The following is a 23,061-nucleotide window of genomic DNA, read 5'->3' as shown; positions in this document are numbered from 1 at the left end:
CTAAAAAAACCGGACGATCCGGCACCACTCATACCGCGGATGCGGATGATGATACCCCCTCTGTCTGTTTGCCTGAGATTGTTATCCCTTCGGCGGGCAATTAGCCTCTCTCCAGAGTCATTGTACTATATTGGTCCATTTGCCTGAGAGTTTCCGGGGTGGTTGCTCCTTCGGCATCGGTAATTCCGATTCTCCCAAAATAGTGAAGTGACGTTACAGTCGATATGAATTTACTGTCAATATGTTTTAGCAATGCAGGCGCGCGCAAAATAGTTCTGTCACCAGAATTATAGGCGCATTCTGCCAATTTTCACATGTTTGTCACACGCGATATAGACTTGCCATCGGTCAGTTCGGCTACTTTCTCGATGATGGAATTCGCATCAATGCCGAAATGTTTATAAAGGTCGCCAATCGTACCCGTCTGGCCAAAATGCTCGACGCCGAGGGGAACTGTCTGATGGCCTTTCACGGAACCAAGCCAAGCCAAAGTGGCCGGATGGCCATCAATAACAGTTATGATTTTGCAATGGCTTTGAAGATCACCAAGCAATTTTTCAAGGTGGCTTTGGGCAGATTTATTGCCGCGCGCGCGGGCGCGCTGTGCAGCCGTCCAACCAGCATTTAAACGGTCTGCCGATGTTACGGCCAAAACGCCGATATCGCGGCGACTTTCTGCGATGATACCTGCTGCTTTAATTGCTTCTGGTGCCACAGCGCCTTGATAAGCGATGACGACTTCGCAATTAGGGCCAGGCTTGCGCAGCCAGTATGCACCGTCGATTGCACCTTGGCGGAAGTCTTCGTCCACCCGTTTTCCGGGCTGTTCAATTGGGTTGGTTGTAAGCCGTAGATAGACCGAGCCGCCGGTTTCATCGCGCAGCCATGTGCGCTCATCGGGATCGCCTTCACCATCACGCTGTAGATAATCAAATGCCCATTGCATGATAACGGCAAGCTCATCGGCAAAGGCAGGCTCAAAGCTTGCAAGGCCATCTTGGCTCATGCCGATAAGCGGTGTTCCAATCGATTGATGGGCGCCGCCTTCTGGCGCAAGCGTTACGCCCGATGGTGTGCCGACGATCATAAACCGCGCATCCTGATAACAGGCATAATTTAGCGCATCGAGGCCGCGCGCCACAAAAGGATCATAGACGGTGCCAATTGGAATGACACGCTTGCCAAACAGTGAATGGGACAAGCCTGCTGCTCCAAGCAACAAAAACAAGTTCATTTCAGCAATGCCGAGTTCAATATGCTGGCCTTTTGGGGTGAATTCCCATTTGGCCGTTGAGGGAATTTTCTCATTGATGAATGTATCTGACTGTTCCGTGCGGGCAAAAAGCTTGCGCCGGTTCACCCAAGGACCAAGGTTTGTGGTGCCGGTTACATCCGGTGACATTGTCACGATGCGGGCGGCTAAATCGCTGTCACCTTTTGATAAATCATCAAGGATTTTGCCAAAAGCCATCTGTGTTGAGATTTCACGGTCTGACGATAATTCAATGTTTGGCACGTCGAGCATTTTGTCAGTGTAACGGCGCACGCCCTTGGCAAAGAACGGTGTTTTGTCCAATGCGGCTTGTAGTGCTGCAGGATCTTCCACTGTCGCAAATTTTTCCCATTCTTCGCCTTCTACCACACCCATATGGGCCTGCCATTCAGCCATTTGGGTTTTGTTCATCAGGCCGCCATGATTGTCCTTATGGCCAGCAATGGGGGTGCCCCAACCTTTAATCGTATAGGCAAGAAAACATACAGGGCGATCATGATCGATAGCATCAAACGTTTCAGCCATTGTCTGTACACAATTACCGCCGAGATTTTCCATCAGTTCAGCCAATTGCTGATCTGTGCGCGCCTCGATGAGCGCCGTGACATCGCCCTGATCGCCAAGCGCATCCATAAGACGCTTACGCCAAACTGCGCCGCCCATAAAGGTTAGTGCTGAGTAAAGCTGGTTCGGGCAATTGTCGATCCAGTCACGCAATTTGTCGCCGCCCGGCTCGTTAAATGCTGCACGTTGCAGCGCGCCATATTTAACTTTGACAACGTCCCAGCCAAAAGCATCAAATATCTGCTCAATGCGCTTGAAAAGTCCTTCGCGCACGACACCGTCCAGTGATTGGCGGTTGTAATCGATGATCCACCATGTATTGCGAAGGTCGTTTTTCCAGCCCTCTTGCAACGCTTCGTAGATATTGCCTTCATCTAATTCTGCATCGCCAACCAGCGCTATCATACGGCCAAGCGGCACATCTTTGCCCCAGCTTTTTGCTGTGATGTAGTCTTGAACAATCGAGGCAAAAGAGGTGATAGCAACGCCTAGGCCAACAGACCCCGTGGAAAAATCAACATCGTCGATGTCTTTGGTACGGCTCGGATAACTTTGCACGCCTTGAAGCCTGCGAAAGTTTTCCATTTTCTCGCGTGTTTGATTGCCCATCAGATATTGTATGGCGTGAAAGATCGGCGAGGCGTGGGGTTTAACCGCCACACGGTCCTCTGGCCGAAGAGCACTGAAATATAGCGCCGTCATGATGGACACCATTGATGCAGACGATGCTTGATGCCCACCAACCTTAATGCCATCTGCTTTGGGGCGGATGTGGTTGGCGTTATGTATCATCCAATGCGACAACCATAATAACCGTTGTTCGATGGTTTTGAGGTGAGCTTGGTCAATATGAGGCATGGTGATGCTTTCGTTTACGCTTGGTGTGCTCGAATTGCTGCGCTGTTTTCAGCCAAACAAATTTAATCCGTCAATTCGTCGGCTGGCATATTATGGGCGCCCAATGCAGCCTGCAAATCGTCGATAATATCCTGCGCGCCTTCCAACCCAACGGAGAGGCGTACCAAGCCTTCGGCAATGCCGTGCTCTGCGCGTTCTTCAGGCGTATAGGTGGAATGTGTCATGCTGGCAGGGTGCTGGATAAGGCTTTCTGCATCGCCAAGGCTTACGGCTCGCTGGATGAGGTTTAGCCTGTTCATCACCGCGATACCTGCAGCTTTTCCGCCTTTGACTTCAAACGGTATCATGCCGCCGAAATTAGACATTTGCTTGCAAGCAAGCTCATGCTGCGGAAAGCTTTTAAGGCCGGGGTAAAACACATTTAGAACGGCTGGATGTGCTTCCAATATTTGCGCTACTTTGAATGCCGTCTGGCAATGTCTTTCAACGCGCAGCTCAAGCGTTTTAATGCCGCGCAACAATAACATCGCTGTTAAAGGTGACATCACAGCGCCGGTCATGTCCTTCAAGCCGACAAGTCTGATTTGCGTCATATCTTCCAAGCTGCCGACGATGAGCCCAGCAACAACATCGCCGTGGCCGCTCAAAAACTTGGTAGCGGAATGTAGAACAATGTCAGCGCCATGTTCGATAGGGCGGGTGATAACTGGTGTGGCATATGTGTTGTCCACGATCACTTTTGCGCCAACACTGTGTGCGATTTCAGAAATTGCAGCAATATCGACCAGTCGGTTGTTGGGATTGGCGGGTGTTTCAAAATAAACAAGTTTGGTTTTGTCGCTGATAGCGTCTGCTAGATTGGCAGGCGTGGTCATGTCGACAAGTTTTACTTTGACCCCAAAGCGCGGCAGGCCGTGCGTCATGAATGCAAAAGTGCAGCCATAAAGTGTTTTGTCGATAATGATTTCGTCGCCAGCGGCTAGAAAAGACCAGAGCGTCGATGTGATAGCGCCCATGCCAGAGGCGGTGCAAAGTCCGGCTTCTGCGCCTTCAAGATTGGCGATGCGTTGTTCCAAGTGATCCAAGGTCGGATTGGAAATGCGTGAGTAAAAATGGCCTTCTTTTTCACCGGCAAACATTGCGCCGCCTGCCTCTGCACTTTCAAACGTGAATGTAGAGGACATATAGATTGGCGGGTTTAATGCGCCATGTTCAGATTGAGCGTCATAACCGTGGTGAATGGCGCGTGTTGAGAAGTCTTTATTATTGTCGCTCATGGGGTGCCTCTAATTTTGATAAGGGCATTATGTGCTGTCATAAAAGGTGTTTAGTTGTTATTATTGACCGTGTTCACATGAATTTTGGAATCTAATGCCAAAAATACCGCAATTAGATGCGCTTGATCGCAAGATTATCAGAGCCTTACAGCGCAATGGCCGTATTACGAATCTTGAATTAGCAGCAGAGGTTAATCTTTCGCCTTCGCCCTGTTTGCGGCGATTGCGTAATCTGGAAAATAACGGCGCGATTACAGGGTATAGTGTTGACGTAAATACGAAGGCCTATGGCCTGCCTGTGACTGTTATGGTGCGTATTAGCTTGGAAAAACATACAGAAGATGTTGTTGTCCGGTTTGAAGAGCGCATGAAGGCCATCCCAGAAGTGCTGGAATGTTTTGTCATGACGGGCCTATCGGATTATTTGCTGCGCGTGGTCGTTAGCGATCTTGAAGATTATGAGCGCTTTGTCAGAGATCGCCTACACCCGATTGGCGGCATCAGCTCTATCGACACAAGCTTTGTCTATGGCGTGGTTAAACGCACGCATGTGTTTCCCGAATTTCATGGGTGAGGGCTTTGGGGGCCGTGCGAAGCAACAAGAAAAACAAGGCTTAGAATATCCAAGTGAATACAAAGGGGGGGAATCCCGCACTTTTGCATCTAAATCATTGATTTTATTGGAAATTGGTGCCCCCTGCCGGACTCGAACCGGCACGATCAAACGATCGAGGGATTTTAAGTCCCTTGCGTCTACCAGTTCCGCCAAGGGGGCACATGCTGAAAACAGCACGAAGCACTCCTAGCCAAAGTGGCCGTCAAACAAAAGCCCTTAATTGTCGTTGATGCGTTTTTTTACACTGACAATCATTATGCATTGCGTTTGGTGGGATTTTTACGCCGCCATAAGATGATAAATAGCATAAATGCACAGGCAATATCGGCGGCGATGATCACCTGATAGCCGATTTGAACAAATCCTTGCTGGGATGGCATGGTCATATAGGCACCAACTGCACCGATCAGCATGAATGTAAAAACAATATAGGCGATCCAGCGGCGGCCAGCTTGCATGAGATAGGCAAGCAGCAAATAGGCAACGCCGATACCAAGTAGAACAGCATCAAAAACACGCAGGCCAGACAAGCCCGCAACGACAATATGCGCTATTCCGGAAACTGAGAGAAACAGAGAAGCAAGCTGATAGCGGCGCGGCGCATTATCCATCGGACTTTTCCTCCTCTTGCGGGCACGGTTTCCCTGCAGCTGTCCAAGCCAGAATATCCATGACATTGACTTTGGCAGAATAGGGCGCTGGTTGACGCCCGGGGCCAGGGTTCCAGCCCCAATGTACTAACTCATCATTGGCAACATGCTCTGCAACTTCTTTCATTGTGCGGTCGCCATTGCGTTCTGGATCTTGAATTTGCGCGCAAATTTCAGCCGATGATTTGTTGTACCATACCATTTCAGGCGGCGGTAAATGCCACACTTCAGCGCCGGGCGGTGCGTGATTAATATCGCCATTGTTTAACGTGTGGCAGGTCGTGCATAATATGGTTTCTGCACCAACGCGGCTTTCACCCGCTTTGATGTTCATACCATGTGGGCGTGGCTCTGGTCCATAAGATGGTCCCGACCATATGGGTATGCCACCTTCATCAACATGGCAATTCGAACAGCGGGGGTGCGAGAAAACTTCATAAATTCTGGCCCAGTGCTCAAGGCCTTTTTCCGGTGAAACTGTCCCTTCTTCGAGCAGTTCCACCTCAACTTTTTCTTCGGTTTCCTGCGCGATTGCCATTGTCGGTGACAGCACTATTAATAAGCCTATGAGGATGTTTTTCATTTGCTTTTCCTCACACGAAATCAATGTGTTTGTTGAATGGCATTTCGCGAATTCGCTTGCCTGTTGCGGCGAAGATTGCGTTGGCGAGAGCAGGTGCAGCGGGCGGTACAGGCGGCTCACCAATACCGCGCACTTTGACGCCATTTTCCAGAGCGCGTACTTCTATATTCGGGCATTGATAAAGCCGCATACCTTCATGATCATGAAAGTTTGACTGCTGCGCCATGCCGTCTGCATAGGTGATCTGGCAGTTCATGGCATGGCCAAGCCCCCATATAACGCCGCCCTTGACCAGATTATCAAAGTTGATGGGATCAATCACTTTGCCAACTTCGGCCGCAACATAGACATTGTCTATCTTGATGCCGTTTTCGGTATTCGTAACTTCTATGACTTCAGCGACTGCTGTGCCGAATGACAAACAGAAAGCGACGCCGCGACCACGGTTTTCGCCAAGATCGCTGCCCCAATTTGACATTTCACCCACAGCTTCCAGCACTTTGCGCGATGGTTCATGCCACATAAGGCGAATGCGCTCTTCAAGTGGATCTGCACCTGCTGCATGGATTAATTCATCCAATGCGCAATCATGAAAGAAGCCGTTTGAAGATGCACCGACTGAGCGCCAAGAGGAGATGGGCGCAAGTTCAGGCGCGCGATATCCGGTCGTGCGATAATTGGGGATAGCGTAAGGCTGCTCCCACGCACCAGCAAGGATTGCTGGATCAGGGCCGGGCACAGGAAAATTTTGTCTGCCCATTTGTGATGCAATGACCGATGGCATGGCGATGGAAAGATCAAAGCTGTCGACTTTGCCGTTTTTGACTTTGCCTTTTGCACGCGCCATTGCGATTTGACGCGGATAATCATGTGCAAAATCTTCTTCACGGCTATAGGTCAGTTTAATCGGTGTTCCTTTGATGGATTTTGCAATTTCCACGGCTTGCTTGACCACATCATCTTCAAGCCTGTGACCGAAGCTGCCGCCGACATAAAGCACATGAACAAAGACTTGTTCTTCCGTTAGGCCCGTTGCCTTGGCAACATTGCTGCGCACAAAGCCCGGAATTTGTGTGCCTGTCCAAATGTCTGCGCGTTCATCGGTAATTTTTGCAATTGCTGAAAGCGGCTCTAACGGTTGGTGCGCCACATAGGGTGCGCGGTAATCGGCCTCAAAATCAGGTGGTCCTTCGGCGAACACATTGTCGATTTCGCCGTCATCGCGCGTGCGCGAATCTTGTAAATCAGGCGTGAATGAATCTGACAAGGTTTGCCAATGCGCGTCCATTTCAGCCGGATAGGGTGCTTGGCCCCAATCAAATGTGACAGCGTTTGCGGCTTTAAAAGCACGCCATGTATTGTCAGCGATCACGGCAATACCGTTTTTAAGCGGGATTATCTTTTGAACGCCGCGCATTTTTTCAGCTTCTGTGGCGTCATAGCTGTTCATTGCGCCGCCTTGGCGCGGGTTTATTTTAACCGCAGCGTAAACCATGCCTTCGGCTTCGAAATCAATGCCATAAGGCAGAGTGCCCGTTGATTTGGCGATGATGTCATGGCGCAGCACTTTTTTGCCAATTAAGCGCCATTGGTTCGGGCTGCGCAGTTCAATATCTTTTATCGGTTCTATTGTGGCAGCTATGGGTGCAAGTTCGACATAGGACAGGGAAGCACCATCGGGTAATTGCACCATGCCTTTTTCGGTTTTGAGCCGGTCAATCGATACGCCAGATTGTTGTGAAGCCGCTGCTTTTAATGTTTCGCGCGCGACAGCGCCCGCTTGGCGTAATTTTTCGTATGAATCGGGCACAGAGGTTGAGCCGCCAGTAATTTGAAGGCCGAGAAACTTCATTGCAGCATCAACAAATGAGCGTGTGGATTCTGCTGCAAAGCTATCATCTGTCGGCCTGAACGGTGCGCCTTCATCGGACAAAGCGGTGTTGTAATAAGCAGGGTCCGGCATGCCCGGATCGACTTTGATTTGATCAAGCTCAACATCAAGCTCTTCAGCAATCAACATGGCTTGCATGGAATAGGTGCCTTGGCCCAAATCCGTGCGCGGCGTGATGAGTGTAATGCCGCTCGCATCAATTTTCACATAAGGTGTGATGGCCGCTTCGCCCTCTTTAAGATTGGCGGTGAGCGGGTTTAGCGGATCGCGCTTATACATATAAGCGCCAAAAGCGACACCGCCTGCGATAGCCGTTGAGCCAATCAAAAATGTGCGGCGTGTGATGGTTTTGAGCTTACTCATGCTGCACCTGCGCTCAGTTTTGAGGCGGCATCTTTTATCGCTTCACGAATGCGTGGATAGGTGCCGCAACGGCACAGATTTGCCGACATATAATTGTCGATCTCTTCATCGCTTGGATTAGCGTTTTGGTCGAGCAGGGCTGCGGCCGACATGATTTGGCCAGACTGGCAATAACCGCATTGCGCAACCTGATGATCTATCCATGCTTTTTGAACAATGTGAAGCGCATCAGGATTGCCAAGGCCTTCAATCGTTGTGATTTCACCTTCAACATCGCTTGCACGTATGGCGCATGAACGCACGGCAACACCGTCAATGTGAACGGTGCATGCGCCGCATTGTGCGATGCCACAGCCATATTTTACGCCTTTGATGTCAAGTTCATCGCGCAGAACCCATAAAAGCGGCATGTCATCTTCAACATCCACCGTCTCGGATTTTCCGTTAATGGTCAGCCGCATGGTTGGCTCCGCTCGTTTGAGGACGTTTTACGCTGTGATTACTATATTGACCAATTGGGCAAAGTTTCAAGAAAATGCGCTGAATTAAGTTGGATTGAGTTGCAAAGATAAAATCAGCTCAAAAAATAGTGCATTGAAATAGCCAAAACGTCTGGCTTTAACGGCTTATGCTTGGCACATTGTGCCAAACAATTGGAGCCTTATATGTCTGAATCGAAAATTAAGCCTTGGACCGACGTTTCTGCGCATCTTGTGGATGTTGCTATGGGGCGAAAGCCAGCTGATCTCGTCGTGCGCAACGGCAAATGGGTCAATGTTCATTCAGGCGAAATCATTCCCGCAACAGATATCGCGATAGCCGAAGGGCGCTTTGCTTATTGTGGCAATGATGCCAGCCATTGTATCGGGCCAAACACCAAGGTCGTGGATGCGCAGAACCGTTATCTGGTGCCGGGGCTTTGTGATGCGCATATGCATGTCGAAAGTGGTATGGTGACAGTGACAGAATTTACACGCGCTGTTATTCCTCATGGCACCACATCCATGTTCATTGACCCGCATGAAATTGCCAATGTGCTCGGGCTTGCAGGTGTTCGGCTGATGCATGATGAAGCCGAAGCCATGCCGGTCAATGTCTATGTGCAGATGCCTTCTTGTGTGCCGTCTGCGCCGGGGTTGGAAAATGCCGGTGCTGAGCTTGGACCGGAGGAAATCGCTGAGGCGATGGATTGGCCCAATATTATTGGGCTTGGCGAAGTGATGAATTTCCCAGGTGTTGCGGCAAATGATCCGGTTATGCGCGGCGCGATTAATGCAACGGTGCGCGCTGGCAAAACAGTCGGCGGTCATTATGCATCGCCAGATTTAGGGCTGCCATTTCATGGCTATGTGGCGGGCGGTCCAGAAGATGACCATGAAGGTACACGCGCAGAAGATGCGATTGCACGTGTGCGCCAAGGCATGAAGGCGATGCTGCGTTTAGGATCAGCTTGGTATGATGTGGCCGAGCAAATCAAAGCGGTGACGGAGCAGGGCGTTGACCCGCGCAATTTTATTCTTTGTACCGATGATTGCCATTCAGGCACGCTTGTTAAAGACGGCCATATGGACCGCGTGGTGCGCCATGCTATCGCGCAAGGGCTAAAGCCTATCACGGCCATTCAAATGGCAACGCTCAATACGGCTTTACATTTTGGTCTTGAACGCGAGCTTGGTTCCATTACGCCCGGTCGGCGTGCGGATTTTCTGCTTGTTTCAGATTTGGCGGAACTCAAAATTGATGCGGTTTACGGCCGCGGCATAAAGCTTGCAGAACAAGGCAAATTGATCGCAGATATTCCCGCTTACCCATATCCTGATAGTGCGAAAAACACAGTCAATCTGCTGAAAAACATGACCGCACAGCGCTTCCATATTGATGCGCCGAGCGGTGCCAATGAAGTTAATGCGCGGGTGATCGGCGTTATTGAAAACCAAGCGCCGACAAAAGCGCTGGAAGCAACGCTTAACGTTAAAGATGGCATGGTTGAAATGGACCGCAAAAATGATGTTTGCCAGATCGCGCTGGTGGAACGTCACCGCGCCACAGGCGGCGTTACCAATGCGTTCGTCTCTGGCTTTGGTTACACAAAGGATTGCGCGATTGCTTCCACCGTTGCCCATGACAGCCACCATATCATTGTGGTGGGCACGAACCACGGCGACATGGCGATGGCGGTAAACCGCTTGGCGGCCGTTGGCGGCGGCGTGTGCATGATCAGCCAAGGCGAAGAATTGGCAATGGTGGAAATGCCGATTGCCGGATTGATGAGTGATGAACGCGCCGAAATCGTTGCCGCAAAAGCCGATATTTTAACCGCCGCTATGCGCGAAATGGGCTGCACGCTCAACAATGCATTTATGCAGCATTCTCTATTGGCGCTGGTGGTTATTCCCGAACTGAGGATTTCAGATGAAGGCCTGATCGACGTGCGCACATTTGAAAAGGTGGATTTGTTTGTTTGAGGGGGTGCGGGTATTGCGTTTAACGTAACAAAAGATGTTCCATAGATTTAATTATGTGAAAACGAATTACAGCTCCGAGCCCAAAGTGACGAATGCTTCGCATACCTTTAATGGCAGCTTTTTGTTCACTAAATGTATCTACGCGTCGACCATGACGTAATTTCTTTCAGCGGGATTTGTAATGAGCGCTATCTTGAACCACCCAAACGTCGCCCAACCTGTGGACCAAAATTGTGAACTTTGGAGATACATGAGTTTCGCAAAATTCGTGTCGATGATTTCAAGCAACAAGCTACACTTTGCACGCTGTGACTTGTTTGAAGACTCGTTCGAGGGCAGCTACCCTGCCCAGAACATTGCGGACAGAACCCGAATTTGGCAAGAAAAACTAACAGAGGCGGGCTACGATGAGCCTATTGAACATGGGCAGTTTATGTCAGACTCCAGCGCCTATATGCACCGACTTGCAAGAACTAGTACCTACGTAAGCTGCTGGCATCGGAGCAATTATGAGTCCGCCGCGATGTGGAAGCTGTACGCAGTTGAAGACCCAGCAATTGCAGTTGTGACTAAGTACGATTTGTTAGCCAACTTACTGCCTGAAAACGTATATCTCGGGCAGGTAACCTATGCTGACTATTCGACAGACAACATCCCCGAAGGAAACCTACTCGCCGCCCCGATGTACAAAAGGCTTTCGTTTGAGCACGAAAAAGAAGTCAGGGCGCTCTATCTAGCACCACATGCGAAAACTGATCAAGAATTAGACCTAGGATACGCGTTGAATCGTCCACCAGTATGGGAGTGCGAGTTGGCCACAGGTTCTCTCATCCAAAGAATTATTGTTTCGCCAACGGCCCCTAAGTGGACTGTCGATCTCGTGACGGATGTCTCACGCAAATATGAGATTGATGCACCGGTTACTCAGTCGGACCTCTACGGAGACGCCGTCTTTTGAAAGCCTGCTTGCGCACATCTGCTCTGTGAAGCAAGGCAGACTTTGAGAAGAGTTGGAACAACCGCAGTTTTGTCCGCATTGCCGCCATTGAGAGTCGCAAAAACCATCCTTTTTGCAACAAGTTTTGCAGGCTAATAATATCAATCATTTGAGTGTCGCAGATATTGGTGGCTAAACTAAAACATCATGGGGGCGAGTGTTTGGCCAGAAAAAATCGAGAGGAGATGGGGCGATACGCACAATGAAAGCGTCACATACCTAAACAATCATCACCCAAGCAAATCTCTCAAATTTTCTTCAAGTGCATGTTTTTCAAAACCGCTGGATTTTTTCAGTTCAAGATAATCCGCCCACGCTTTTGCGCGGTCAACTTTATCTGATTTTTTGCCTGCCAGCATGACGTTCTTTGCCGTGTGTTCAAGCGGGGTGAATTCGAGGAATTTTACCTCATAACCAAGGGCGGTTAACATCAGCGCGCGTGCGGTGTCTGTTATTAGATCGGCTTGCCTGCGGCGCATCAGCGGGTATTGGTTGACCATATCAAATGTCGTGCCTGCATTGCCAATCTGGCGCGAAATTTCGGCCTGACAGCACGGCGCACAGAAGAAATATTGCATATCCGCACGTATGCCCAGCGCCAGCGCATCATCGGTGGCGGTATCGCAGGCATGGAGCGCGATCAGAATATCGACGTTTTTCGGTTGGTTTTTGTCAATGCGCGCATTGATGAATTTTAGCCCGTCAAAGCCTACATCGCCAGCAATCTCGTTGCATAGATCAATTACATTTTCCTTGATGTCGATGCCTTGACCGATGGGCGTATGGCGCGCGCGTTCGGCCACATAATCATAGGTCGCAAAGGTCAAATAGCCTTTGCCGCACCCAAGATCGAGAATTGAAATCGGATGATCTGCCGTTTCAACAAAGGTGCCAATGTCACGGTCAATAATCTCGACAAAATTCGCGATCTGGCGAAATTTTGGATGATATTTCTTGATGATATGACCGCGCTGGTCGGCAACGCCAAGGCCGCGCAAATAAGGTCGGTTTTCTGAAAGGACGTAATTTTTAGGCTTGTTATGCGTCTGCACCACATCGCGCATCGTTGCTTTGGCAGGGTAAAAGCTTGGCTCGCCTTTACGGTTTTCCGTATAGTGGAAATCCTTACCTTGCGTGAAAAGCGTCGCCGCGCGAAAGCCTGCATAAGGCTCGGCTTTTATCAGCGCGATAATCGCTTGCGGATCATAGTTCAGCGTTTCAGCATCGCTTAAATGGCTGGCTTCATGTTTGATGATTTTTTTGGAGCCGCCCACCACCAAATCAAAGCTGGCTTTGAATTTATCGGCGCTTTTGGCTTTTGCAGAAAATGTCACGCGTTTGAAGCTGGAATCCTGCAGAGCATTTTCCAACTGCTTTACGAAAGCTGCTTGTTGCGCGTTGCGCCAGATGTCACTCATCCGCAATGCTTTCGTGCAATTTCTTCAAACATATCAATACCAGTTTTCATAATGCTGTCGGGGAAATCATAATTTGAGGCGTGAAGCTGCGGGCAGTCTTCGCCGCTACCAAGCACGAATAAAGCTGTATTTCCTGCTGCGCTGAATGCGCCAAAATCTTCTGACCAGCGGAATGGCTTGTCGATGCTCACCATCGGCAATTGCAAGTTTTCCGCTGCATTCTTAATGTTGGCTGTTGCCGCTTCATTGTTGTCGCAAGCGGCAAATTTTTCGTCATAGCTGATCGAGGACGATAAGCCATGTTGCTCTGCATAGGCTTTGGCACGCTGGGCAGCGTTCTCAATCAGCTTTGCTTGCAAGGCGTCATTTTCAGCGCGAAAGGCCGCCATAAGTATTGCATCGCCCGGTGTGATGCCAAAGGCAGGTTCGCCTAAACTCGCATGGCAAATTGTTACCAGTGTATGTTCTGGATCAATGCCAAGCTGTGCGGGAAGGTTGGTCAATTCGTCAATCAATCCAATCAATGCTTTCATCGGTGACACAGCATCTTCGGGGTGTGACGCATGAGAGGTTCGCCCATAGAGCGATATTTTTAAACCTTCTGAGGCAAAGCACATCGGGCCAGATTTTACGCCAATATGGCCGAGCGGCATGCCCGGTAAATTGTGCAAAGCGTATGCAAAATCAGGTTTGATGGCTTTAAACTTTTCATCAGCAATGACGGAAGGCGCGCCAACGCCGGTTTCTTCTGCTGGTTGGAACAGCAACACGATGCGTCCGCGTGTGATGGGGTTTTTAGCTAAGCGCTGCGCAACGCCGATCATGATCGACATATGACCATCATGGCCACACAAATGGCCTTTGCCTTCTACCGTTGAGCGGTAGGGCGGCTCACCTGTTTCAATGATCGGCAACGCATCAAGTTCGCAGCGTAGCAAAATTGTTTCGCCCGCTTGTCCGCTATCAAAAATGGCGGCAACACCGTGCCCGCCTAGGTCGGTGATGATCTGCGACGGATTGCATTCGCCAAGATATTTCACAATGCGGGTCGCGGTGATGCGTTCCTCGCCGGATATTTCTGGATGGCGATGGAGTTCGTGCCTGAGGTCTATAAGATCGATCATATTAGTCTCGCCAAAATGCCGGGCTTAGCAGAACCAATACCGTGAAGAGTTCTAGTCGGCCAAGCAGCATGCCAAATGATAAAACCCATTTGGCGCTATCGGCCAGAGGCCCGAATGTGCCAGCTGGGCCTACAATCTCACCCAAGCCCGGCCCAACGTTTGAAATTGAGGTAATGGCAGCGGAGAACGAGGTAACAAGGTCTGCGCCGGTAAGAGCCACAAGAAGCGTACCGATGCCAACCAGCAAGCCGAAGGTGCAAAAATACATGAGCGTCACAAATTGAACTTGTTCAGGGATCGGCATTGCGCCGCTGCGCACGGGACGCACCGCATTCGGATAGATGAACTTTTCCAAAGCGCGGTTGATAACGCCGAAAAGCACAATCCAGCGCGATGCCTTGATGCCGCCTGATGTTGACCCTGAACAGCCGCCCATGAAGGTGGCGATAAGAAATACACCTGTCGCAAACGGTCCCCACAAAGTATAATCTTCGTTAGTAAAGCCTGTCGTCGTAATGATGGAAACCAGATTAAACGTGGCATGAGCAAAGGCTTCGCTGCCGTCCATAACACCTGTGCGTTCTAGCTGAATTGTCAAGATAATTATGAAAACCATCGTGTAGGTGAGGAAGAACATCACCTGATTGTCGCGAAAAGCATCAAACCGGCCGCGCAATGCCATAACGAGAATTATGGTGAAGGGAACCGCGCCAATGATCATAAATATAACAGCTATCCAATGGAGCTGGTCGTTGAAAATTCCAAAGGATTGATCATGGGTCGACATGCCGCCTGTCGATAATGTCGTCATAGCGTGGTTGATTGCATCAAACCCACTCATACCAAAATAAGCAAATAGAATGGCGCACAGTATGGTGAGGGCGGTGTAAATTAAAACAACAGATGTTGCATAGGTAGAAAACCGCGCGAAGGGACGGTCATAGCGGTCTGACGATTCGATTTTGAAAAAGGACGAGCCGCCGATTTTCAAGAACGGAAGGATGAAAAGACCAAGCACAATCACACCCAATCCGCCGACCCATTGCAAAATGGAACGCCAAAGCAAAATGCCGGGCGGCATTGTATCAAGGCCCGTTAGAACCGTTGAGCCGGTGGATGTCGCACCCGATACAGCTTCAAAAACCGCATCGGCGAGAGAGATGTTTAGCGTGGATAGATAAAACGGCACCGCTGCACAGATGCAAAAGGTGATCCAAAGCAAATTGACGACAAGAAAGGTAAACCGTGTTGAAACCACAGGTGGGCCAGAGCGTGTGGCAATGGCAATAAGCGCCGATATGCCGCCAATGCCAGCAGCGGAAGCTGCAAAAACTTTCCAGTCAGCATTGTTGTAATAGAGATCGACCAAGCCGGGGATCAGCATCATCGTTGCTAAATAGAAGGCAAATATCGCACTGATATGCAGTGCGTTTCGCAGCGTCGAACTATTCATATGAGCGCTTTGCTCCCGCAGTTTCGTCTCAATTGTGCTTTTTAGCTTATTACAGAACTGGCATTGTTAAGAAAGCGCCTATACACCGAGCGGTGAGCTAATGCATAGGAAATTGCAAAATCTGCGTTACGAAAGTCCGTTATGAGTGAATTTTTAGACAATGTTGCCACTGCCGCAGATGCGATGCGTGATTTATTCGCACAAACGCCGCTGCAGGAGAATGTATTTTTAAGCCAGCGCTATGATGCAAATATTTTGCTCAAGCGCGAAGATTTGTCGCCTGTGCGATCCTATAAGATTCGCGGTGCTTTCAACTTTTTCCGCAAATGTTTGGCGACATCCAACCCTGCGAGTTTCGTTTGTGCTTCGGCTGGCAACCATGCGCAAGGCTTTGCCTATGTGTGTCAGTATTTTGGCAAGAAGGGCGTTATTTTTATGCCTGTAACAACGCCGCAGCAAAAGATTGATAAAACGCGCGCGTTTGGCGGTTCAGCAATCGAGATCCGATTGATTGGCGATATTTTTGATCAGTGCTACGCGGCTGCCAATGAATATGCCCAAGATAATAATGCCATGATGGTGTCGCCTTTCGATCACCCTGACATTATTGAAGGCCAAGCAACGGTCGCGCATGAAGTGCTGTCGCAAATGGCTGATGGCCAATCGATTGACCGGATACATGTTGCTGTGGGCGGCGGCGGTCTATCGTCGGGCTTAGCGCGCTACTTTTCCGATATGAAGCTTGCGCCGGAGTTTATGTTCGTCGAACCGCTGGGAGCGCCGAGCCTAAAACGCAGTTTGGCAAAGGGCGAACGTGTTGATGTTGGTCATGTCGATAATTTTGTGGATGGCGCATCAGTTGCTCTGATGGGGGAATATCCGTTTGAAATTCTGAAACGGTTTTCACCTGATAATGTCAATCTCGTGCCTGAAGATCGCCTATGTTTGACAATGATCGAAATGCTCAATGTTGAAGGCATCGTGCTTGAGCCAGCCGGAGCGCTGTCCGTTGATGCACTTAAAGACGTTCAGCCCCATGCAATCAAAGACAAAAATGTGCTGTGCATTGCATCGGGCGGTAATTTTGATTTTGAGCGCTTGGCCGAAGTCAAAGAACGCGCATTGCGCCATAGCGGCGTTAAGAAATATTTCGTATTGCGTTTGCCGCAGCGCCCCGGCGCTCTGCGTGATTTCCTAAACCTGCTCGGCCCAGACGATGATATTGCGCGCTTTGAATATTTGAAGAAATCTGCGCGGAACTTCGGTTCTATTCTCATTGGTATCGAAACCAAGAATGCCGGTAATTTTGCAGGACTAATGGCGCGTATGACCGATAGCGGCATTGTCTGGCAGGATATTACTGATAATCAGCTGGTTGCAGGCCTGCTGATCTAAACTTCGTCAAACATGTTCGTGATCGTCGGTGATGGGGGTATCTCCTGCACGTTGCCGGCGAGGCGGAATTTTCCCCGCGCGCGAGAGCAACACAGCGAACGGCCTTGTGCCTTCAAATTCTGAAAGAATGATAACGAGAATCGCTGTGATCGGCACTGATAGCAATGCGCCCGCGATGCCCCATAATGTTCCCCATGTGGTCAATGCCACCAGAATAACAAAGGGGCTTAAATTGAGTGTGCGGCCCATTAAATTTGGTTCTAGAAAACTACCAACAAGCACTTGGCAAGTTATGAGCGCTCCGGCGACACCGATAATCCAAGTAGGATCGCCAAATTGGACGATGGCGATGGCAACTGGAAATGCAACGCCTAAAAATGATCCCACATAAGGGATGTAGTTCAGCAGTGCGATTAACACGCCCCAAAACGCAGCAAAATCCAACCCGACAAAAGCCATCACAACATAGCTCATCAAACCCAATATGAGATTGACGAGGGTTTTTGCCGCTAAATAATTGCCGATACGCTCGTTGATGATGGCGATAATGTCCGCAATACGTGCAGCGGCGATAGGGTCATCGGTTAACTTGGCAAGTTTCCTTGTAAAGGTCACACGTTCGGCAAGCGCAAAACCTGTATAAACCAGTACAACGAACACCGATCCTGCGAGTACAGATATTGATGTAATGGTCGAAGTGATGAGGCTTTGTAAGCTGATATCGCCCAAAACATCGCGGCGGATCGTCTGCCAAGTTGGCTCAGTTTCGACTTCAAATTCTTCACCAATGGTGCGGGCAATATCCTGAATGAAGGTTAGGAGTTTTGCCTGATATGTCGGTGCGACAGCAATCAATTGGTTGATGTTCGATATGATCAAAAACACGAATGCTGACACGACCGCAACAATGACCAATATGGATATGAGATAACGGACCCAAGCTGGCGCAGATCTCCCGCCAATTGCTAAATAGTTTAGCAATTCGGCAAGTGCGATAATAATATAGGCCAGAATAATGCTGGCGATGATCGGGATGAAAACACTCTGCCCTATGCTGAGAACCCAGCCGATCATCAAAGTCATCGCGACACCATATACGGTGTTGCGAAACCGCTCATTGCGTTCGTGTGGGAGCTGAGGCTCAAGCGGGGCGTTCATTATGTTTCTTTCTCCATCGCGTCTATTTTTAGCGTTGCGCGATAATCGGCATGTTGATCAATATATAGACTAACTTGCGACAATTTTGCGTAAGCCTTTGGGATAATTTTAGGGCTTTGGTACATGCGTATATTATCAAAAACCTACGGTAGCCCTAAATAACCACTAGTGCAGCGTTGTTACCCAATTGACGATAATGTCTGCCACCTCTTGGGTTTTGTTGGGCGACAAAGCATTTCCAGCAATTACGTGTTTATATGGATCATCGGCACCGGTCACCGCATGAAGGCTGGTTTGACCGCCCCATCTATCCATGACTTGACTGGTCAGATGATGATCAATCACTTTGTCTTCGTTTGAATATATAAACAGTGCAGGCTGTGTGATTTTTTCATAGCGCAAAGTTTTGGCATAAGCGACGAGGGCGCCCATCGGCAAAATAGCTTTGGTTGGATATGTCGATGTCCAATATTTTTCATGGTCATCATTGACCGGCTCAAAGCTTCGCTCTTTTCCTATGATTAAAGGAAGCCACTTTTCCGCGTATGGAAAGGTCAATAGCTCGCTGCCTGCAGCCTTAACTTTGAAGTTCGGCGATATAAGGATAAATGCAGCCACTTTGTCTTTAAGAGATGGTTCAAGCGCTGCAACCGCTGCAAGTGTGGCACCTGTTGATGTGCCGATAACAACCACTTTTTCGCCAATTCGTGCGCCGATTTCGATTGCTTCGGCCGTATCATCCAACCAGTCTTGAGCGGTAGCTGTTCCCATTGCGGGGCCGCCTGCGCCATGTCCTTCAAGGCGGGTATAATATAAATTAGCCTTAAGCGCGGCAGCAGCAAGATCAGGTACAGGGCGAATTTCGCCTTTTGATGCTGAAAACCCATGAATATAAACCAGAGAAATTGGCGTTTTGGCCTTGGATGTCGGGTATGCCCAAACAATCTCTTTTATAGCTTGGGGAAGCACATCAGGATTAGCGCTTTCTGATTTGGCAAGATAAGCATCCAGATCACCATCTAATGAAGCTGCATCGAAACGAATATTGTCATCGAATGTCGCGCGCGGACCAAAAATAAACAGTGCCGCCAGCGCAATCGCAATGAGCAGTATAAAATAGAATACCATCTTTAATTTTCCGCGTTTTTTAGGCTTCGATGGTTGGGCTGCTGGTATTTGATTCATTAAATACTTCCTGTTTTCGCTATAACTAAATGCTGGAACTTGCGAAAGCAATTGGATAAATTTTGAACTAAAGTCACCTAATACTTGCGATTTAACCACAATGCCCTCATCTTATCGTTAGTTTAAAATTTTAAATTGAGTGAGGTGTTATGGCCGGATTTTTGAAACGCTTATTTGGTGGTGGAGAGGATAAAACCTCCAATCCTGCTGATCTGCAGCCAAATGAAGTTTACAAGGATGTAGAAATCAGGGCCAATCCAATTAAAGATAGTAGTGGTCAATGGCGTGTCGCGGGCATGATTACTAAAAACATTGATGGAGTGAGCGCATCACGGAAATTCATACGTGCGGATCTTGTGCAAAATCAGGATGAAGCGATTGCTGCCAGTGTAAACAAGGCAAAGATGATTATTGATCAAAACGGCCCAAGTCTTTGGCAGGGGGATGACAGTCAGCCGGTGTGATTATGAATATTTATTTATTATTTTTAGCGTAGTCGTTGTTTCTTAAGATTTGATACTTATACTTTATCAATACTTACCTCCAATGAGATCAGAAATATTATGAATAAAGCGACAGTCACTGCAATCGTTGGTTCATGTGCAGCTTCTTTTGTTGGTGTCAGTCCTTCTGCGGCGCAGGAATCTAACTTGTTTTCCAATGTCAGCCTAGCTGCAGGGGGATTTGTTTCAGTTGCTCCTGTGTATGAAGGCTCTAATAAATACCGTGTTAGCGCGTTCCCTATTGCCTATCCGACCTTTGGCGACGGTAATGGTGAGCGTTCGCGACTTACATTTCGCGGCATTGATGATGTACGTTATGCTGCCTTTCGCAAAGGTGGTTTCGATCTGGGACCCGTTGTGGGCTACAATTTCGGTCGAAAAGAAAGTCTTTCAACTGATTTGAACGGGCTTGGCGATGTGGATGGCGGCGTTGTGGCTGGTGCTTTTGCAGCTTATACTGTCGATGGATTCTCAGTAGATGCAGCTGCCTCAAAGCAGTTCACAGGTCTTGATGATAGTGGTTTTCTTGCGCGCTTTGGAGCAGGCTATGAAACGGCTGTTACCGATAGTTTGACATTAAGTCTTTATACTGGGGCGACCTATGCTTCAGACGACTATATGGACAATATGTTTGGTGTGAGTTCAGCTCAAAATGCTGAATCTGGACTGTCCGTGTTTAACGCCGGTGCCGGTTTCAAAAATATAGATGTTAAGGCCGCCGCCAGCTATCAGGCGAGCGAGCAATTGAATTTGCGTGCCAATGTTGGTTATTCGAAATTAATCGGTGATGCGGCTGACAGCCCTATATCTGTAACGAATGATCAATTTTCCGGTGGTCTTGGCTTCATCTACCAATTCTAAATTTTAGCATTTTTTCGCTAGCCCAGCATCAATGCCAACATTGGGCCGATCAATAACTTCGCGAAGGGCGAAGCTTGAGTTGATTTTTGCAACATGGGGAAGGGCTGTGAGCCAGTCCCTATGGATGCGCTCGTAGTCCGCAAGGTCTTTAGCAACGACCCGCAAGGTGTAATCATATTCGCCGCTCATTAGATAACAGACAACGATATTGGGGCAGCGTTTTACTGCCGTTTCAAATTCGCTAAGTGTTTTTTGAAACTGACCTGAAAGTGATATGTTCACAATCGCCGTCATGTCATGGCCAAGTTCTTTGTTAGACACGCGTGCATAATAGCCGCGAATGACGCCGTTTTTCTCCAGTGCATCAAGCCGTCTTGAACAGGCCGAAGCAGACAGACCTACCTTCTCGGCAAGGTTCGCATTGGCAAGTCGTCCATCTTTTTGTAACGCTTCTAAAATCGCGTAATCAATCGTATCAAGCTTCATAAACGCAAATATCTTTTGTTTTGTATGTTCTTCTTGCAATAAACAGCAATAATTTCATGTTTGCAAACCCAATTTCGCAAGGACATTGCGTGCGTTTTTTTTGTAAAGTACTTAACAATAATACATATTAGAGGAGAATATTATGCGCGTTGGTTGCCCGAAGGAAATCAAGAACCACGAATACCGTGTTGGACTGACGCCTAGTTCTGTTCGCGAATATGTGGCGCACGGACATGATGTTATTATGGAAACAAATGCTGGTGCAGGCATTGGTGCTGGTGATGACGCTTATAAAGCGGCAGGCGCGAAAATTGTTGGCACAGCCAAGGAAGTTTTTGAACAATCAGATATGATTGTGAAAGTAAAAGAGCCACAGCCTGCCGAATGGGCAATGCTTCGTGAAGACCAGCTTCTTTACACGTACCTTCACCTTGCTCCAGACCCAGAACAGACAAAAGGTTTGATCGACAGCGGTTGTACCGCAATTGCCTATGAAACAGTAACGGATGATCGCGGCGGCTTGCCATTGCTTGCGCCAATGTCAGAGGTAGCGGGTCGTTTGTCGATACAAGCATCTGCAACCGCTTTGCAAAAAGCAAATGGCGGTAGCGGTGTTTTGCTTGGTGGTGTGCCGGGTGTTCTGCCTGGCAAAGTTGTTGTCATTGGCGGCGGTGTTGTTGGTATTCATGCTGCTAAAATGGCCGTTGGCCTTGGCGCTGATGTGACTATTCTTGATCGTTCATTGCCGCGCTTGCGCCAGCTTGATGATATTTTTAACGGCCGTGTGAAAACACGCTATTCTTCAATCGATGCGCTTGAGCAGGAAGTTTTTGCTGCTGACGCTGTTATCGGTGCGGTACTCATCCCTGGTGCTGCTGCACCTAAGCTTGTAACGCGCGAAATGCTGTCCGGTATGAAGACGGGTTCTGTGCTTTGTGATGTTGCGATCGACCAAGGCGGTTGTTTTGAAACATCAAAAGCAACAACCCACTCTGAACCAACATATGTCGTTGACGGTGTTATTCATTATTGCGTCGCCAATATGCCCGGCGCTGTTTCGGTTACTTCAGCACATGCGCTCAACAATGCGACGCTGCAATATGGCGTTATGCTTGCCGATAAAGGCTTAAACGCGATTTTGGAAAACCATCATTTGCGTAATGGTTTGAATGTTCACAAAGGCAAAATCACCAATGCTGCGGTTGCCGAAGCGCTTGGTTATGAAATGACAACGCCCGAATCTGTTTTAAAAGTCGCTTAACTCCCCAGTTGTTGTGACTTATTGAAACGCCGGATCATCTTCATGATCCGGCGTTTTTATTTAGCGTGTTATGAAATCTGTAATTCGGCGCAGTGCAACACGGCGGTTGCGCCAATCTTCTCTTTGGGTTTGAACCAACAGATCTTCTTCGCCATAACCTATCGTTTCCATCGCTCTAGGCGAAACGCCAAAGCGGGTAAGTTGCCGTGCTAAAGAGCGGGCGCGGCGCTCGGAAAGCGCAAGATTTGAGGTGTTGCTGCCGACTGCATCAGTGTGGCCTTCGATAAGGAAGACTTCGCGTGGATTGCGTTGCAAAATTCTATTCATCGCGACGGCAATACGCTCAACTTTCCAATATTGGTCCTGAGGAATGCGGTCTGAACCAAAGGCGAAGTTAATAGACTGAATGTTGATCGACGGCGCGATACGGCGCAGTTCTGGACGTTGCTTAAAGATGCGCGGCGAAACTCGTTTTGCAGGAGCAAGCCCTTTGGTTGGTGCTGATAGGCTGCGCTCAATGGATTGTGCAGATGGGGTGGATTGTGCATGCGCAACAGATGTTACAAGACTGGCTGCTCCAACCAAAGCTGCTAGGGCGGCACGGCGGGTAATTACTTTTTGACGTTCCATTTTAGAGCTCCTTAATTTTGCTTTATTCAGATATCGCAAAATCAATATGA

At 48.8% G+C, this 23,061-nt stretch carries 20 protein-coding genes, 1 tRNA gene and 2 riboswitches; of the genes, 7 read left to right on the top strand and 14 right to left on the bottom strand.

Annotated features, from left to right (window positions below; genetic code table 11):
* Positions 1–50: 50 nt before the first annotated feature.
* A riboswitch (glycine riboswitch) is annotated at positions 51–121 on the bottom strand.
* Positions 122–207: riboswitch (glycine riboswitch) on the bottom strand.
* 103 nt (positions 208–310) lie between these two features.
* Together C504_RS0104355 and C504_RS0104350 are read right to left on the bottom strand one after the other, a co-directional pair.
* Positions 311–2,695 (bottom strand): transketolase-like TK C-terminal-containing protein, encoded by a 2,385-nt coding sequence (locus C504_RS0104355; RefSeq protein WP_018688082.1) that lies wholly within the window; start codon positions 2,693–2,695, stop codon positions 311–313.
* Between the two features lie 62 nt (positions 2,696–2,757).
* Positions 2,758–3,972, bottom strand: coding sequence for a methionine gamma-lyase (locus C504_RS0104350; protein WP_018688081.1), 1,215 nt, complete (start codon positions 3,970–3,972; stop codon positions 2,758–2,760).
* Positions 3,973–4,066: 94 nt separating this feature from the next.
* Between C504_RS0104350 and C504_RS0104345 the strand changes: the two genes are divergently transcribed.
* A complete protein-coding gene (locus C504_RS0104345; protein WP_018688080.1) occupies positions 4,067–4,546 on the top strand; it encodes an Lrp/AsnC family transcriptional regulator in 480 nt (159 codons plus the stop codon).
* Positions 4,547–4,660: 114 nt separating this feature from the next.
* Here the strand turns inward: C504_RS0104345 and C504_RS0104340 are convergent.
* The 5 genes from C504_RS0104340 to C504_RS0104320 all read right to left on the bottom strand — a co-directional run bounded on the left by C504_RS0104340 (position 4,661) and on the right by C504_RS0104320 (position 8,536).
* Positions 4,661–4,747: transfer RNA gene (locus C504_RS0104340), tRNA-Leu, on the bottom strand.
* Between the two features lie 95 nt (positions 4,748–4,842).
* Positions 4,843–5,199, bottom strand: a complete 357-nt coding sequence (locus C504_RS0104335) for a hypothetical protein (protein WP_018688079.1) — start codon at positions 5,197–5,199, stop codon at positions 4,843–4,845.
* Entirely contained in the window at positions 5,192–5,821 is a 630-nt protein-coding gene (locus C504_RS0104330; RefSeq protein WP_018688078.1) for a hypothetical protein, read from the bottom strand. Before C504_RS0104330 ends, C504_RS0104335 begins: the two co-directional genes overlap by 8 nt.
* A 10-nt stretch (positions 5,822–5,831) precedes the next feature.
* Positions 5,832–8,075: a xanthine dehydrogenase family protein molybdopterin-binding subunit gene (locus C504_RS0104325; protein WP_018688077.1), complete on the bottom strand. Its 2,244-nt coding sequence runs from the start codon at positions 8,073–8,075 to the stop codon at positions 5,832–5,834.
* Positions 8,072–8,536 (bottom strand): (2Fe-2S)-binding protein, encoded by a 465-nt coding sequence (locus C504_RS0104320; RefSeq protein WP_018688076.1) that lies wholly within the window; start codon positions 8,534–8,536, stop codon positions 8,072–8,074. The genes C504_RS0104325 and C504_RS0104320 overlap by 4 nt, the downstream gene beginning before the upstream one ends.
* Before the next feature lie 204 nt (positions 8,537–8,740).
* On the opposite strand from C504_RS0104320, the gene ade reads away from it, so the two are divergent.
* Positions 8,741–10,540 carry an adenine deaminase gene (gene ade / locus C504_RS0104315; protein ID WP_018688075.1) on the top strand — a complete coding sequence of 600 codons (1,800 nt, stop codon included), beginning with the start codon at positions 8,741–8,743 and terminating at the stop codon, positions 10,538–10,540.
* A 250-nt stretch (positions 10,541–10,790) separates the two neighbouring features.
* Positions 10,791–11,498 carry a hypothetical protein gene (locus tag C504_RS0104305; RefSeq protein ID WP_018688073.1) on the top strand — a complete coding sequence of 236 codons (708 nt, stop codon included), beginning with the start codon at positions 10,791–10,793 and terminating at the stop codon, positions 11,496–11,498.
* Positions 11,499–11,767: 269 nt separating this feature from the next.
* Here C504_RS0104305 and C504_RS17210 read toward each other — a convergent pair whose 3' ends face one another.
* From C504_RS17210 to C504_RS0104290, 3 genes are read right to left on the bottom strand one after another with little or no spacing between them, the layout of a single operon-like run.
* Positions 11,768–12,955, bottom strand: a complete 1,188-nt coding sequence (locus tag C504_RS17210; RefSeq protein ID WP_018688072.1) for a class I SAM-dependent methyltransferase — start codon at positions 12,953–12,955, stop codon at positions 11,768–11,770.
* Complete coding sequence (locus C504_RS0104295) at positions 12,952–14,079, bottom strand: amidohydrolase (RefSeq protein WP_018688071.1); 1,128 nt, start codon at positions 14,077–14,079, stop codon at positions 12,952–12,954. Before C504_RS0104295 ends, C504_RS17210 begins: the two co-directional genes overlap by 4 nt.
* A 1-nt stretch (position 14,080) precedes the next feature.
* Positions 14,081–15,532: a TrkH family potassium uptake protein gene (locus tag C504_RS0104290; RefSeq protein ID WP_018688070.1), complete on the bottom strand. Its 1,452-nt coding sequence runs from the start codon at positions 15,530–15,532 to the stop codon at positions 14,081–14,083.
* A gap of 141 nt (positions 15,533–15,673) precedes the next feature.
* Here C504_RS0104290 and ilvA point away from each other — a divergent pair, with 141 nt between their 5' ends.
* On the top strand, positions 15,674–16,927 hold the full coding sequence (ilvA, locus tag C504_RS0104285) for a threonine ammonia-lyase IlvA (protein ID WP_018688069.1): 1,254 nt from the start codon (positions 15,674–15,676) through the stop codon (positions 16,925–16,927).
* 6 nt (positions 16,928–16,933) lie between these two features.
* On the opposite strand, the gene C504_RS17205 is transcribed toward ilvA, so the two are convergent.
* The gene (locus C504_RS17205) at positions 16,934–18,085 is read right to left on the bottom strand and encodes an AI-2E family transporter (protein WP_018688068.1); all 1,152 of its coding nucleotides are present in this window, start codon (positions 18,083–18,085) and stop codon (positions 16,934–16,936) included.
* A 165-nt stretch (positions 18,086–18,250) separates the two neighbouring features.
* Positions 18,251–19,270, bottom strand: a complete 1,020-nt coding sequence (locus tag C504_RS0104275) for an alpha/beta hydrolase (RefSeq protein WP_018688067.1) — start codon at positions 19,268–19,270, stop codon at positions 18,251–18,253.
* 149 nt (positions 19,271–19,419) lie between these two features.
* Here C504_RS0104275 and C504_RS0104270 point away from each other — a divergent pair, with 149 nt between their 5' ends.
* Both C504_RS0104270 and C504_RS17200 read left to right on the top strand, forming a co-directional pair.
* Complete coding sequence (locus C504_RS0104270; RefSeq protein ID WP_018688066.1) at positions 19,420–19,734, top strand: HlyU family transcriptional regulator; 315 nt, start codon at positions 19,420–19,422, stop codon at positions 19,732–19,734.
* A 99-nt stretch (positions 19,735–19,833) separates the two neighbouring features.
* Positions 19,834–20,634 carry a MipA/OmpV family protein gene (locus C504_RS17200; RefSeq protein ID WP_018688065.1) on the top strand — a complete coding sequence of 267 codons (801 nt, stop codon included), beginning with the start codon at positions 19,834–19,836 and terminating at the stop codon, positions 20,632–20,634.
* Between the two features lie 3 nt (positions 20,635–20,637).
* On the opposite strand, the gene C504_RS0104260 is transcribed toward C504_RS17200, so the two are convergent.
* On the bottom strand, positions 20,638–21,120 hold the full coding sequence (locus tag C504_RS0104260; protein WP_026317207.1) for an Lrp/AsnC family transcriptional regulator: 483 nt from the start codon (positions 21,118–21,120) through the stop codon (positions 20,638–20,640).
* A 142-nt stretch (positions 21,121–21,262) separates the two neighbouring features.
* On the opposite strand from C504_RS0104260, the gene ald reads away from it, so the two are divergent.
* Positions 21,263–22,381 (top strand): alanine dehydrogenase, encoded by a 1,119-nt coding sequence (gene ald / locus C504_RS0104255; protein WP_018688063.1) that lies wholly within the window; start codon positions 21,263–21,265, stop codon positions 22,379–22,381.
* 60 nt (positions 22,382–22,441) lie between these two features.
* Here the strand turns inward: ald and C504_RS0104250 are convergent, their stop codons facing one another.
* A complete protein-coding gene (locus tag C504_RS0104250) occupies positions 22,442–23,011 on the bottom strand; it encodes an OmpA family protein (RefSeq protein ID WP_018688062.1) in 570 nt (189 codons plus the stop codon).
* Between the last annotated feature and the right edge of the window lie 50 nt (positions 23,012–23,061).

This window comes from Ahrensia kielensis DSM 5890, assembly GCF_000374465.1.
Taxonomy (GTDB): domain Bacteria; phylum Pseudomonadota; class Alphaproteobacteria; order Rhizobiales; family Rhizobiaceae; genus Ahrensia; species Ahrensia kielensis.
This window is presented reverse-complemented; position numbering and strand designations above follow the sequence as displayed.

Excerpts from the sequence above, each read along its gene's own strand:
- C504_RS0104355 (WP_018688082.1), bottom strand. The coding sequence starts at position 2,695 with ATGCCTCATATTGACCAAGCTCACCTCAAAACCATCGAACAACGGTTA.
- C504_RS0104350 (WP_018688081.1), bottom strand. The coding sequence starts at position 3,972 with ATGAGCGACAATAATAAAGACTTCTCAACACGCGCCATTCACCACGGT.
- C504_RS0104345 (WP_018688080.1), top strand. The coding sequence starts at position 4,067 with ATGCCAAAAATACCGCAATTAGATGCGCTTGATCGCAAGATTATCAGA.
- C504_RS0104335 (WP_018688079.1), bottom strand. The coding sequence starts at position 5,199 with ATGGATAATGCGCCGCGCCGCTATCAGCTTGCTTCTCTGTTTCTCTCA.
- C504_RS0104330 (WP_018688078.1), bottom strand. The coding sequence starts at position 5,821 with ATGAAAAACATCCTCATAGGCTTATTAATAGTGCTGTCACCGACAATG.
- C504_RS0104325 (WP_018688077.1), bottom strand. The coding sequence starts at position 8,075 with ATGAGTAAGCTCAAAACCATCACACGCCGCACATTTTTGATTGGCTCA.
- C504_RS0104320 (WP_018688076.1), bottom strand. The coding sequence starts at position 8,536 with ATGCGGCTGACCATTAACGGAAAATCCGAGACGGTGGATGTTGAAGAT.
- ade (WP_018688075.1), top strand. The coding sequence starts at position 8,741 with ATGTCTGAATCGAAAATTAAGCCTTGGACCGACGTTTCTGCGCATCTT.
- C504_RS0104305 (WP_018688073.1), top strand. The coding sequence starts at position 10,791 with ATGAGTTTCGCAAAATTCGTGTCGATGATTTCAAGCAACAAGCTACAC.
- C504_RS17210 (WP_018688072.1), bottom strand. The coding sequence starts at position 12,955 with ATGAGTGACATCTGGCGCAACGCGCAACAAGCAGCTTTCGTAAAGCAG.
- C504_RS0104295 (WP_018688071.1), bottom strand. The coding sequence starts at position 14,079 with ATGATCGATCTTATAGACCTCAGGCACGAACTCCATCGCCATCCAGAA.
- C504_RS0104290 (WP_018688070.1), bottom strand. The coding sequence starts at position 15,532 with ATGAATAGTTCGACGCTGCGAAACGCACTGCATATCAGTGCGATATTT.
- ilvA (WP_018688069.1), top strand. The coding sequence starts at position 15,674 with ATGAGTGAATTTTTAGACAATGTTGCCACTGCCGCAGATGCGATGCGT.
- C504_RS17205 (WP_018688068.1), bottom strand. The coding sequence starts at position 18,085 with ATGAACGCCCCGCTTGAGCCTCAGCTCCCACACGAACGCAATGAGCGG.
- C504_RS0104275 (WP_018688067.1), bottom strand. The coding sequence starts at position 19,270 with ATGAATCAAATACCAGCAGCCCAACCATCGAAGCCTAAAAAACGCGGA.
- C504_RS0104270 (WP_018688066.1), top strand. The coding sequence starts at position 19,420 with ATGGCCGGATTTTTGAAACGCTTATTTGGTGGTGGAGAGGATAAAACC.
- C504_RS17200 (WP_018688065.1), top strand. The coding sequence starts at position 19,834 with ATGAATAAAGCGACAGTCACTGCAATCGTTGGTTCATGTGCAGCTTCT.
- C504_RS0104260 (WP_026317207.1), bottom strand. The coding sequence starts at position 21,120 with ATGAAGCTTGATACGATTGATTACGCGATTTTAGAAGCGTTACAAAAA.
- ald (WP_018688063.1), top strand. The coding sequence starts at position 21,263 with ATGCGCGTTGGTTGCCCGAAGGAAATCAAGAACCACGAATACCGTGTT.
- C504_RS0104250 (WP_018688062.1), bottom strand. The coding sequence starts at position 23,011 with ATGGAACGTCAAAAAGTAATTACCCGCCGTGCCGCCCTAGCAGCTTTG.